Annotated in this window: 10 protein-coding genes and 1 tRNA gene; 5 read left to right on the top strand and 6 right to left on the bottom strand. The window is 66.9% G+C overall.

Annotated features, from left to right (window positions below; translation table 11 throughout):
* Positions 1-92 precede the first annotated feature (92 nt).
* On the bottom strand, positions 93-1,898 hold the full coding sequence (locus DND132_RS05015; protein ID WP_014321620.1) for a methyl-accepting chemotaxis protein: 1,806 nt from the start codon (positions 1,896-1,898) through the stop codon (positions 93-95).
* Between the two features lie 289 nt (positions 1,899-2,187).
* Positions 2,188-2,274: transfer RNA gene (locus DND132_RS05010), tRNA-Leu, on the bottom strand.
* Between the two features lie 239 nt (positions 2,275-2,513).
* Here DND132_RS05010 and modA point away from each other — a divergent pair.
* Genes modA through DND132_RS04995 form a run of 3 tightly spaced genes read left to right on the top strand, consistent with a single transcriptional unit; the run spans position 2,514 to position 4,660 of the window.
* Positions 2,514-3,248: a molybdate ABC transporter substrate-binding protein gene (gene modA, locus DND132_RS05005; RefSeq protein ID WP_014321619.1), complete on the top strand. Its 735-nt coding sequence runs from the start codon at positions 2,514-2,516 to the stop codon at positions 3,246-3,248.
* Positions 3,249-3,251: 3 nt separating this feature from the next.
* On the top strand, positions 3,252-3,908 hold the full coding sequence (gene modB, locus DND132_RS05000) for a molybdate ABC transporter permease subunit (RefSeq protein WP_014321618.1): 657 nt from the start codon (positions 3,252-3,254) through the stop codon (positions 3,906-3,908).
* Positions 3,908-4,660 (top strand): ATP-binding cassette domain-containing protein, encoded by a 753-nt coding sequence (locus DND132_RS04995; protein ID WP_014321617.1) that lies wholly within the window; start codon positions 3,908-3,910, stop codon positions 4,658-4,660. The genes modB and DND132_RS04995 overlap by 1 nt, the downstream gene beginning before the upstream one ends.
* 47 nt (positions 4,661-4,707) lie before the next feature.
* On the opposite strand, the gene DND132_RS04990 is transcribed toward DND132_RS04995, so the two are convergent.
* The gene (locus tag DND132_RS04990; RefSeq protein ID WP_014321616.1) at positions 4,708-5,811 is read right to left on the bottom strand and encodes a metallophosphoesterase; all 1,104 of its coding nucleotides are present in this window, start codon (positions 5,809-5,811) and stop codon (positions 4,708-4,710) included.
* Positions 5,812-5,984: 173 nt separating this feature from the next.
* Here DND132_RS04990 and DND132_RS04985 point away from each other — a divergent pair, with 173 nt between their 5' ends.
* Both DND132_RS04985 and rfbG read left to right on the top strand, forming a co-directional pair.
* Positions 5,985-6,194 (top strand): TOBE domain-containing protein, encoded by a 210-nt coding sequence (locus tag DND132_RS04985; protein WP_014321615.1) that lies wholly within the window; start codon positions 5,985-5,987, stop codon positions 6,192-6,194.
* Between the two features lie 296 nt (positions 6,195-6,490).
* The gene (rfbG, locus tag DND132_RS04980; RefSeq protein ID WP_014321614.1) at positions 6,491-7,585 is read left to right on the top strand and encodes a CDP-glucose 4,6-dehydratase; all 1,095 of its coding nucleotides are present in this window, start codon (positions 6,491-6,493) and stop codon (positions 7,583-7,585) included.
* A gap of 25 nt (positions 7,586-7,610) precedes the next feature.
* Here rfbG and DND132_RS04975 read toward each other — a convergent pair whose 3' ends face one another.
* Genes DND132_RS04975 through DND132_RS04965 form a run of 3 tightly spaced genes read right to left on the bottom strand, consistent with a single transcriptional unit; the run spans position 7,611 to position 11,879 of the window.
* A complete protein-coding gene (locus tag DND132_RS04975) occupies positions 7,611-8,669 on the bottom strand; it encodes a glycosyltransferase family 2 protein (RefSeq protein WP_014321613.1) in 1,059 nt (352 codons plus the stop codon).
* Positions 8,670-8,678: 9 nt separating this feature from the next.
* Positions 8,679-10,220: an alkaline phosphatase family protein gene (locus DND132_RS04970; protein WP_014321612.1), complete on the bottom strand. Its 1,542-nt coding sequence runs from the start codon at positions 10,218-10,220 to the stop codon at positions 8,679-8,681.
* Between the two features lie 51 nt (positions 10,221-10,271).
* The gene (locus DND132_RS04965) at positions 10,272-11,879 is read right to left on the bottom strand and encodes a GMC oxidoreductase (RefSeq protein WP_014321611.1); all 1,608 of its coding nucleotides are present in this window, start codon (positions 11,877-11,879) and stop codon (positions 10,272-10,274) included.
* Positions 11,880-12,223: the final 344 nt, after the last annotated feature.

Below are 12,223 nucleotides of genomic sequence, written 5' to 3'. Positions count from 1 at the left end.
GGCGGCGACGCCCCCCGGGGCGCGTTCGCCGAAGAAAAAAAGAGGCGCGGGGCAATGTGCTCCGCGCCTCTTGTCGTCTGTGGCGGTGAGCCCTAGTGGGCGTTCATCTCCTCGATGAGTTTGAGGAGCTGGTTCGACAGCCGGGCCAGTTCGTTGATGGCCTCGGCGGACTGGTTCATGCCCTCGGCGGTCTCCGAGGCGATGAGGTTGATGTCGTCCACGGCGCGGTTGATTTCCTCGGACGCGGCGGACTGTTCCTCGGCCGCCGTGGCGATGGACTGCACCCGGCCCGAGGTGTCGTCGGCGTACTGGACGATGGATTCCAGGGCCTCGCCGGACCGGTTGGCCAGGTCGGTGGCCTGTTCCACGGCCAGGGCCGCGTGATCCACGCTGCGGATGTTGGCCGAGGCCGCGTCCTGGATGACCTGGATGGCGTCGCCGACCTCCTTGGTGGCGGCCATGGTCTTTTCGGCCAGCTTGCGGACCTCGTCCGCGACCACGGCGAAGCCGCGACCGGCCTCGCCCGCGCGGGCGGCCTCGATGGCCGCGTTCAGGGCCAGCAGGTTGGTCTGGTCGGCGATGTCCTCGATGACGTTCATGATCTGGCCGATGTCGGTGGTCTGGTTGCCGAGCTGGCCCATGGACTGCTTGAGGGTGGCGGTCAGGTCGTGGACCTCGCGGATGGCGTCGATGGCCTGGCGCACGACCTTGGCGCCCTCCTGGGCCTGGGTCCGGGCGTTGGCCGCGGATTCGGCGGAGTCGGAGGAGTTGCGGGCCACTTCGAGGACCGTGGCGTTCATCTCTTCCATGGCTGTGGCGGTCTGGGTGGTGCGGTCGCGCTGGACGTCCGCGCCCCGGCTGACCTGGTCGGCCTGGGAGGAGAGTTCGTCGGCCGCCGAGGTGACCTGTTCGGCGATGAGCGAGGCCTCGCCCGCGATGCGCTGCATGGTGGTCAGCAGCCCGTTGGTCCTGGTCTCCTGGGCCTTGGCCTCCTCCATGGCCCGTTCGGCGCGGCCCTGGGCGTGTTCGGCCTCGTCCTGCTTCTGGGCGGCCTCGAACATCTTGGCCTTGAGGTTGCCGACCATGGTTTGGATGGCCTCCTTGACCACGCCCAGTTCGGCGGCGAAGTGGCCCTCGGGCCGGGCCTCGATGTCGCCCTCGGCCACGGCCTTGGCGTAGGTCCGGATGCGGAAGAGCGGGCCGACGATGATCAGCTTGACCAGGACCCAGACCAGGATGCCCACGGCCAGGAGCACGGCCAGGGTCTCGCCCGCGGCGAAGAGTTCGGCCTTGGCCACGCTGGCGTTGACCTCGTCCAGGGAGGTGATGATCTCGAACGCGCCGTGGATCTCGCCTTCCTTCCAGCCTTCCTTGACCCCGCCCACCGGGTCGCGGTCGCCCTTGTTGTCGCCGTGGCAGTAGAGGCATTCCTTGGTCAGGCGGATGGGCCGGAAGTAGCGTATTTCATTGTTTTCGATGAGGATCTTTTCTTTCAGGTCCTTGGCCTTGAGTTCGGCCAGGACCTGTTCCTCAATGGGCGTGGGCTTGTTCACCGGGTTGCGCGGCGCGACCTTGGGAACACGGAAGTTGTAGTTCAGCTTCCTGGCCTGCTGCTTGGCGATGTTGATGGCGGTGATGACCGGGATGGACTCCAGGAGCTTTTCCTGGGAGCCGAGCTGGTCGAAGGGCACGATGATGCCCATGTTGAGCTTTTTGGCCATTTCGTTCCGGGCGGCCTCGGCCATGAGGATGAGCGCCCGGCTCTGTTGGACGATGCCGGTTTCGGCATCGCTGCGAATCTTGATGGCCTGGTGCACGGACAGCACCAGGGCGACGATGACCGGCCCGAGCAGGGCCAGGGCCAGCACTTTGACCTTCAGGCTCAAATTGGCGAACATGGAATCCTCAACTTATTTGAATCGCTCGATAACGGTGTATCGTCCATTTCGGGACAATACTATATGGTCATGGGCGGCATTTCGTAAAGTCGGGCAAGGGGCCGGGGCACCCGCGAGCACCGAGCCGACATCCCGCCAAGCGAGAATGCTAACTGATCGCCGCGAAGCAGGCATCTATCCGAATTCCTTTCATCTGTCCATTATTGTGAGGAGGGCGGGCGGGACGTCGCAGGAATGCAACGGAACGGAAAAAGGGCCGCAACCTGCAGGTCGCGGCCCTTGTTCTTTCTGGTGCCGAAGAGAAGACTCGAACTTCCACGGCCGAACGGCCACATGGTCCTGAACCATGCGTGTCTACCAATTCCACCACTTCGGCACGGTCGGGAAGAGAATGTCTATAAAAGAACCGGGCCGTTGGCAAGCATTATTTCAACATTTTTCGCTTCGCCGGGGCGTTGGCGGACGCGGCCTCAAAGGTGCCGGAAAACGGCCGTCGCAATTTCGTCACGCGTTTGGGTGATCGCGTGACTCGCTTGTCCGAAGTGCCCGTATGTTCATATCAACAGGTCACGTTGTCTACCGTTTCAAACAAGAAAACCCACTTCAGGAGTCGACATGAAACGCATTTGCTCATTGATACTTGTCCTTTGTCTGCTCGTCCCCTCGGGGGCGTTCGCCGCGGATCTGTTTATCGCCCAGGCGGCCAACTTCACCCCGGTGCTCAAGGAGATCATCCCGCTCTTCGAGAAGTCCACCGGGCTCAAGGTCGAGGCCACCTACGCCTCCACCGGCAAGCTGTACGGCCAGATCGTCAACAACGCGCCCTACGACATGCTCATGGCCGCCGATGAGAAGCGCCCGGCCAAGCTCTTCGCCGACGGCCTGGCCGAAGAGCCCTTCGTCTACGCCAAGGGCCAGGTGGTCCTGTGGTCCAACGACAAGAATTTCTGCGGCGGCGACTGGAAGGCCACGGTGGTCAACCCGGCCGTCAAGCGCGTGTCCATCGCCAACACCGAGACCGCTCCCTACGGCACCTCGTCCATGAAGGCCATGCAGGCCGTGGGCATCTGGGACAAGGTCCAGCCCAAGCTGGTCTTCGGCCAGTCCATCTCCCAGGCCTTCCAGTTCGCCTCCACCGGCTCGGCCGACGTGGGCTTCTGCGCCTACTCCTCGGTCTTCACCGACGAAGGCAAGAAGGGCTGCTTCACCGTGGTTGACGAAGCCCCGCCGGTCATCCAGGCCGCCTGCGTGCTCAAGTCCGCTCCCCATCCCGAAGCGGCCGCCAAGTTCGTGAAGTTCCTGGCCACCCCCGAGGTGCAGGCGCTGAAGATCAAGTACGGATATAAATAGCTCATGGATTGGACTCCACTGATCCTGTCGGCCAAGCTGGCCCTCTGGACCATGTTGCTCATTCCCATCTTGGCCTCCCCGATGGCCAGCCTGCTGGCCTTCGGGAGGTTCAAGGGCAAGAGCCTTCTCGACGCCGTCGTCACCCTGCCCATGGTCATGCCGCCCACGGTGCTCGGCTTCGCCCTGCTCGTGGTCATGGGACCGCGCGGCTACCTGGGCGGATTGTGGGAGGATGTCACCGGCAACCGGCTGGTCTTCAGCTTCCCCGGCATCCTCATGGCCTCCATGGTCTTCAACCTGCCGTTCGCGGTCCAGCCCCTGCGTGCCTCCCTGGAAAAGCTGGACCCGAGGCTGCTCGAAAGCGCGGCGGTCCTGGGACTGTCGCCCCTGTCGACCTTCTTCCGCATCGTCCTGCCCAACTGCCTGGGTGGACTGGCCGCCGCGTCCATTCTGGTCTTCGCGCACAGCCTGGGTGAATTCGGCGTCATCCTCATGGTCGGCGGCAGCATACCGGGGCAGACCCAGGTTGCCTCGGTGGCCATCTTCGAGGCGGTCGAGGCCCTGCGCTTCGACGACGCCTTCCGCATGTCGGCGGCCCTGATCCCCGTCTGCTTCGCGGTGCTGCTGATAATCAACAAAATCAATGCGAGGCGCACATAATGCTCAACGTGGATATGACCAAACGGTTGAAGCACTTCGACCTGGACCTGGCCTTCTCCTGCGCGCCGGGCGAGATCACCGCGGTGATCGGGCCCTCGGGCGCGGGCAAGACCACCCTGGTTCGGCTGCTGGCCGGGCTGGAACGTCCGGACACGGGCCGGATCGTCTTCGAGGATACGGTCTGGGCCGACGCGGAAAAGCGGATCTTCGTGCCCGCCCGCAAGCGCGGCCTGAGCTTGGTCTTTCAGGACTACACCCTGTTTCCGCATCTGACCGTGCGCAAGAACGTGGCCTTTGCCGCGTCCGACGAACGCCGGGTGGACGAGCTCATGACCATGTTCGGCATCCGCCACCTGGAGTCGAGCAGGCCGTCGGCCATCTCCGGCGGCGAACGCCAGCGGGCGGCCTTTTGTCAGGCCCTGGCCCGCGATCCGGTCCTGCTCCTGCTGGACGAACCGTTTTCGGCCCTGGACGTGGCCAACCGGCGCAACCTGCGCAGTTGCCTCAAGGAACTCAAGGGCGAGCTGAACATCCCCATCCTGCACGTGACCCACGACCTGGACGAGGCCTTGTTCCTGGGCGACACCATCATGGCCGTGGAGAGCGGCCGCATCGCCCCCAACTGGCTCAAGGAGCAGCAGGCCATTCAGCGCCGTCTGGCCATGACCGGCCTGGCCCGGGGCGAGGGGCCTTCGGCGGCCCATGCCGGGGAACCGCCCATGGCCGGGCACGCGCTGCTCGGCTGCGGATGAGCAGGCGAAGGAATCTGTTGCGCCCGGCGGTCACACGCCGGGCGCGCTCATTTCGAGCGCAGGGTGATCCTGAGGATTTCGCCCGGTTTCCACAGGCGCATGCGCACGCCCCACAGGCCTGCCCCCCGGCTGACGATGAGCGTCATGGAGCCGATGGCGAAACGCCCCTCCACCAGGGGATAGAGCAGGCGGACCACGTAATTGAAGGGCCAGACCTGGCCGCCGTGGGTGTGTCCGGAGAGCATCAGCCCGACCCCGAGGGACGCGGCCTGCTCATAGCGCAGGGGCGTGTGGGAAAGCAGGATGGTCGCCCCGGCCGGGCGGTTGGCCAGGGCCGTGGGCAGGGGGTCGGCGTCCAGGCCGCGCCGCCGCAGGGTGGCCAGGTCCTCCACTCCGGCCACCACCAGGCCGGGCGCGGGCGAGGCCCAGCGGTTCGCCAGGACCGTGAATCCTGCCTCGGTGAGGAGTTTCAGGGATTTTTCCGGGGCGTCTGGGCCGTGGTTCTCGTGGTTTCCGGCCACGGCGAAGACTCCGAGCGGGGCGCGGAAGCGGCGCAGGGCGGGCAGGAGCTCGTCCAGCCGTCGCGAGTGCCCCTCCACGGTGTCGCCCAGGAGCACGATCATGTCCGGGGCGAGGGCCGCGATCCGGTCCGCGCACGCCCCGAGCCAGTCCGGGCCGAGTTGGGTGCCCGCATGCAGGTCGGACACGGCGGCCACCACCAGCCCGTCGAGGGCCTTCGGCAGGCCGGGCAGGGCGACCTCGTATTCGGTGATCACCGGGGCGCGCATGCCCTGGGCCAGGGCCACGCCGGACAGGACCAGCCCGGCGATCACGGCCAGGCCGCGCAGTTTCGGGGCCAGGCGGGGCATGAACAGGCCGAAGCCGGTCAGCAGGTCCACCCCGGCCAGGAGCACGGCGGTCAGGAACAGGACGATGAGCAGGGTTAGGCCGGCGGTCTCCATGGCCATGGACCACGGCCCGAAATTGACGTTGCCCACGGCGCGGGACACGGCGATGAACAGCCAGACAGCCAGGGCCAGGCCCAGGCGGACCGGATCGCGCACCGTCCCCAGCAGGGGCAGGCGGTCCATGCGCTGGAACACGTAGGCGGCCATGAACGCCGCCGCAACCAGGAGAAAGGGGCCGAACATCGCGTTTCCCTATCAGATGCCTTATCGGATATCCAGTGTCGGCCGGGACTTCCGGCGGTCGGCGGGGCCGGGCCGGACGGCGCTGCGCGGTCGTGGAAAATGTGGAAAAGGTCTTTTTTTGTTCGTTTGAAAGGATATGGTGATCATAAACAACCAACCATTGGAGGTTCGTCATGAAGTTGAGCGCCAGAAACCTGATCCCCGGCAAGGTCAAGAGCGTGACCGTGGGCATGGTCAATGCCGAAGTGGTCATCGAGATCGCCCCGGGCGTGGAAATCGTCTCCGTCATCACCAAGAACTCGGTGGAGCGCATGGACATCAAGGTCGGCGACGCGGTCGAGGCCATGGTCAAGGCCACCAGCGTCATGGTCGCCAAGGATTAACCCGTTCCGTCCGGTTCCGGACGACGGCCAGGGGCATCCCAGAGGGGATGCCCCTCTTTTTCGGCCGTCGCGCCGGGGACGCCGGGCCGTTCCCGGTCATTGACTGCCGCCGCGTTTGGGGGCATATCCGCGCTGCGGACGGCCTTGTCGTCGAGGCCCGTCGGAACCGTCGAGCGCCCGGACAGAACCGGGAGCGCCTGCCCGCGGCGGCTCCCCGAGGTCCCCGGATGGACCATATCACCGCCATCACTTCAGCATAGTCGCGGGGTTCGGGCACGGCCCCCTCTGGTACCAGCATGTCTCCGTTTTCCGATTTCTACCAAGGCCGCAAGGTCTTCCTGACCGGCCATACCGGGTTCAAGGGCGCCTGGCTCGCCCTCTGGCTCCATTCCCTGGGCGCGGAGGTCACCGGATATTCCCTGGCCGCACCGTCCGAGCCCAACCTGTTCGAGGCCGCCGGGGTGGCCAAGCGCATCCGCCACGTCGCCGGGGACATCCTCGATGCCGAAAGGCTGGAGCGGGCCATGGCCGAGAGCCGTCCCGAGGTGGTCTTCCACCTGGCGGCCCGTGGCCTGGTCCTCGACGCCTATGATCGCCCCATGGACACCCTGCGGACCAACGTGATCGGCTCGGCCAACGTCCTGGAGGCGGTCCGCCGGACCGACTCCGTGCGCGCCCTGGTCTCCGTGAGCTCGGACAAGTGCTACGACAACCGGGAACAGCCCTGGGGCTACCGCGAGACCGATCCTCTGGGCGGGCACGACCCGTACAGCGCCTCCAAGGGGGCCATGGAGATCGTCTGCGACTCCTGGAACCGCTCCTTCTTCATTCCCGAGGGGCGCGTGGGCGCGGCCACGGCCAGGGCGGGCAACGTCCTCGGCGGCGGCGACTTCGGCGCGCACAGGCTGGTGCCGGACTATGTCCGGGCCGTGCGCGACGGCCACCCCCTGGAGGTCCGCATGCCCCACGCCGTGCGCCCGTGGCAGCACGTGCTCGAGCCCTTGAGCGGCTATCTCTGGCTGGCCGTCAAGCTGGCCCGGGACCCGGCCGGTTTCGCCGGTCCCTGGAATTTCGCCCCCCTGGATAACGCCTGCTCCGTGGAGACCCTGGTGGAGACCATCCACTGTCTGAGCGGCATGGGCAGCTGGCGTGATGTGTCCGACCGGGGACGCGGGCCGCATGAGGCGGGCATGCTCAAGCTGTGCGGCGACAAGGCCGCGCTGTACCTCCAGTGGAAGGGGGTCCTGGAATTGGAGCGAACCGTGGACATGACCATGCGCGGCTACGGGCCGTTCCTGGGCCGGGCCCTGGACGCCGGGGAGGTCTGCCTGGGGCAGATCGACGAATACACCGCCATCGCCGCCCGCAAGGGTCGGCCTTGGGCCCTCTAGGCCGGGTGATCGGCGGGGAGCCGCCTCAGTGCTCCCTGCTCACGGCCCTGAACGATTTGAGGGCGATCCTCGGAGCCTTGCCGGCGGCGTAGGCCAGGAAGGGCAGGTGTCTGAACGCGCAACGCAGGAAGGTCAGCGTGTGCCGCACGCTGTGCAGCCCGCCGCCCCGTGACAGCAGCGCGTCGGCGAGCAGCCCCGCGGCCATGCGCCGCGTCCAGCGCCTGTGTGCGGGGTCGGGGGCATGGGGGAGGTCGTGGGCCAGCATTCCGTTGACGCCCGCCACGGCCCTCCTGATCCCCTCCGGGTCCGCCTTGCGCGTGTAATCCCACATGTCCAGCAGGGGCTCCAGGTCCGCCAACAGCCCTTCGGGGAGCCGGTTGCGGAGATTGGTCTCGCCGATCCTGCGGCAATTGGCGGCCTGCTCCCTCCGCTTGCTGACGGTGATCGCGGCCGGGTGCCGCCGGTATTCGACCAGTATGTCGCCGAGGACGGCGGTTTCTCCCTGCATGGCCATGCGCGACCACAGGTCGAAGTCCTGGGCGGTCCGGTAGACGGGATCGTAGCGGAAGGCGCTGCCGTCGGGGGCCAGGCGGTGGAAGAAATAGGTGGGGTGCGGCGCGGGAGGGTTGAACCCGCCGATCCAGCGTATCTGCCAGCTGTCCAGGGCCTCGTCCGTGCTGCTCACGATTCTGCCGGTCTCGTCGATGACGTGATGCCCGCAGGCCACGGCCACGTGGTCGGGATGTTGTTCCAGGAAATCGAACTGGCGTTGCAGCCGGTCCGGCAGGCTGCGGTCGTCGTCGTCGATGCGGGCGATGTATTTGCCGGTGCACTGCTCGAGGCCGTAATTGAGGGCCCTGGTCAGCCCCTGGTTTTCCTCCAGCCGGAAGAGGCGGATGCGCGGGTTCCGCCGGGCGAAACCGTCGAGGAGGGCGGGGGTGCCGTTCGTCGAGGCGTCGTCCACGATGACGAACTCGAAGCGGGACAGGGTCTGCGACAGGATGCTCTCGATGGCCTCGGCGACATAGCGGTCGCCGTTATGGACGCACAGGAGCACGCTGACCGGGACCGTTGTCGATTCCATGGCGACCTCCTAATCTTCCGCGAGCAGGTGGGGCAGGGGAACGCTTTCCAGGGCGTCGGGAACGGGCACCCCCAGCAGCGACAGGGCGCTGGCGCCGATGTCCTGGAGGTCCGCCTCGCCCGCGTGGCCGCCATTGCGGATGTCCGGCCCCGTGGCCAGGCAGAACCCCTCCAGCCGGTGATTGCCGCACCGGACCCCCCAGGGGGCCCGCGAGACCGCGAATTCGCCCCTTTGCGGATGCCGGACGCGGTTGATGGGCTCATTCCGCCACAGGACGGAGATGTCGGGCAGGACGTCGAGGTGTGCGCCCCCGGCATAGGTCTCCTGAATCTTGAATATCCTTTCCGCGATGGGGTTGCCGGTGTCCGCGTTGACCAGCCGACCGATCTGCTCGACGATGTTGTCCACGGTCCCGGCGTAGTCCACCGGGTCGATGATCCCCTGGGGCTCCCTGCCCCTGACGTTGAGCCGGATGCAGCCCTGGTGGTCCGAGGGCAGCGACCAGGCGATGGAACGGGCGTGGTCCACGCCCTTCCGTTGCTGCAACATGAGATGAATCCGGTCCGTGACGGCCGCCGGGGCGTATTCCTTGACCAGCCGCCGCAGGCCGAGGTCCAACCGCTTGAGCAGTCCGCCCCGGACGGGCCGCCGTGCGTTGCCCCGTGGCTCCCGCGCCGGGTCGGGCCTGCCGGGCATGGAGAGCAGGCCGAGATGGATCAGCACGTCGTCCATGACCCAGTGCGAGCGCTCGTCGCGGTCCATGCCGTGGCCGGACACCAGCAGGATGTTCGCCCTGGACGCGTACCGCTTGATGAAATCGCCGACCGCCTGGTCCAGCGCGACGTAGATCTCCTTCAGCGCCCGGCGGAGCGCGGGATCGCCGGATTGTCCCGCCTGCCCGTCCATCAGGGCCCAGAAATGATGCCCGGCCGCATGGGCCTCCCCGAAGACCGAGATAAAGAGCCGGGGGTCGTGTTCCTCGATCAGCTCCATGCCTAGTGCGTTCTTTTGCCGCACCCCGCGAAGGAGCCCCGCCAGGAGGTCCCGTGACTGGTCGTCCGTCACGGGCTGCCGGAACGGCTTGAGGAGCACGTGCTCGCCGTGTGTCGCGCGCAGCCGCCCGGCCAGGGCGCGGGGATGGCTGGCATAGCGCGAGTAGTGGTCCATGGCCCCGTACTCGACGACCTGGACCAGCCGGGGGTGCGCGCCCAGGGCGACCTTGGGCACGTCGAGGACCACGGTCTCGAGGCCCGCCGCGCAGGCCGCGTTCCAGAACGGCTCGGCCCGCATGTCGTCGGCCCGCATCTTGGCCAGGGAGTAAGAGCCGGGCTTCATTTGGTAGACGAAATACATGCCGTGCCGTCCGGGATCGGCGCTCGTGGCGAAGCCCGGCCAGATGGACCCCTGCAACACCTCGGTGGAGCCGTGCAGGTCCCAGTAGGGGCCGGAGTCGAGGAGCTCGGCGAGATGGGGGAGCGCGCCTTCCGCCGCCCATTGCTTCATGAGCACGTGGTCGTAGGCATCCAGGCCGAGAATGTAGACGGGGTTCATGGCGGGCCTCTCCGGTTGTTGTGTTGCTTGGTTGTCGTTCCGGTCCGTGTCCTAGGTGCTGTCCGTCAGCCGGTCCGCCAGGCGCAGGGCCAGGGCGACGATGGACCAGGTCGGGTTCGCGGCGCCTCCGGTCGGGAAGACGGAGCTGCCGAGCACGTGCAGGTTGTCCACGCCGTGCACCGCGAGATGTTCGTCCACCACGCCGGTCTCCCGGTCCGCGCTCATGCGCGTCCCGCCCATGTGGTGGGACGCGTCCGTGTAGTGGGAGCCGGACAGTTCGGAGACGTCGGTCACCAGCTTGCCGATCCCGTTTTGCTCCAGGAAGTCGGCGAGATGTGTTTGCAGGCGGGCCAGGGTCTCGATCTCCGCCGGGACCACCTCCCAGTGCAGCCGGATGCGCGGGTTGTCGAACCGGTCGCGTTGGTCGGAGAGCGATATCTTGCTGTTTTCGTTGGGTATCTGTTCGCAGTGGTTGACGATGACCAGATGCCGGGGCGGCTTTTTCAGATGCTGCTTCACGAACTGGAGCAGGCGATAGACCGGGTAGGGCACTATCTCGTCGGGCGTGAGCTGGTAGATGAGGTCGCGCATCCCCTCCATCTCCGAGAGGTCCAGGCGGTTGCCCACGTGTCCCTTGCGGAGCAGCCGCTTGAGGATTTCGATGGTCCGGTTGTAGTTGGCCTCGGTACCGCCCGAATAGCTGGGCTCCAGATTGACGTAGGCATTGAGCAGCCCTTCGCGGCGCTGCGTCTCGGGGGACAGCCGGAAGAGCAGCTGGCGTCTTCCGCCGGGCACGGCGTGGCGGCCGACCAGCCGGCGCCAGTCCACCCCCTCGGCGAGTTCTATCCGGCCGCAGGTGGTCTTGGGGTGGTCCATGTAATACTTGCCCAGGGGCGCGCGGGGTATCCGGGCCTGCGCGTTTCGCTCCGCGGCGAGCAGCAGGGTGCGGGTGTTTTCCAGCCCGCCCATGGCCAGGATGTACTGCCCGGCGCGGACGGTGAACCGCCTGCCGGAGCGGTCGCGGGTCTCCAGGGACGTCACGTGGCCGCCGTCGTCGCTGAAGTCGAGCCCTGTGAGGGTCAGGTCGGCGATGAGCGTCACGCCCGAGGACCGGGTGAGCCGTTTCCGGAAGATCGGCCAGAACCGGGCCGGGGCCTTGGCCCACAGCCCTTCGGTCGCGTCCAGGCCCGCCGCGTCCCAGGCCTCGGGACCGGGTATGTGGGACGGACTCCCGCCGTCCGCCAGCGGGGATTCGGGGCACGGCTCGGGCAGGCGCAGCAGGGGTGCGGCCCTGCGCATGTAGGCCGTGTATTCGGCGTAGGCGAGCGGCCAGCCGCTGAAGGGGACCCACGGCCGCCGCTCGAAGTCGATGGGGTCCAGGCGGACGCACCTGCCGGGCCACAGGTTCGATGTGCCGCCGATCATCCGCAGCCGGTTGACGAAGTGCGGACGCAGGGGGAAGCCCACGTTCTCCAGGTCGTTGAGATGCTGTATTTCCTCGTTGGGTTTGTCGATGCCGCTTTCGACGATGCAGACGGAGCGGCCGGAGCCCTCCAGGGCGTGGGCCAGGCTGATGCCCGCCGGTCCCGATCCGCAGATGCAGATGTCCGCTTCGAGGGTCTTCCCGTTTTCCAGATCGCGGGGCGTTATGACTGCCATGGAATGGACCTCTGTTTGGATATGGCCATGTCGTGAGGAGCGGGGAACGCGATGCCGCGAGCCACGTCACGCCGCCTGCCGGAGGGATGCCGTGCCCGACCGTCCGCGCGGATGCCCCGGCAATCCCGGGAGCGTCCGCGATCAAAAGGAACCTGATGATAACGCCATAGCGAGTTATTGGCTTTTTTACAAGGAAAGTCCGCTTCGGCCTGGGGAGTGTCCCGATCAGGCCGCAATGGTCAGGGAGGGAATGGCCGGGGGCGGCAGGGGAAGAGGCCGGGGCGGGGGGCTGTCCCCGCGCACCCGTAGTGCCGGGAGGAGATGCGCCGAACCTTGCCAGCGAC

The sequence above is a fragment of the Pseudodesulfovibrio mercurii genome (assembly GCF_000189295.2).
Lineage (GTDB): Bacteria > Desulfobacterota > Desulfovibrionia > Desulfovibrionales > Desulfovibrionaceae > Pseudodesulfovibrio > Pseudodesulfovibrio mercurii.
The sequence above is the reverse complement of the archived record's forward strand: the minus strand, read 5'-3'. Positions and strand labels throughout refer to the sequence as shown.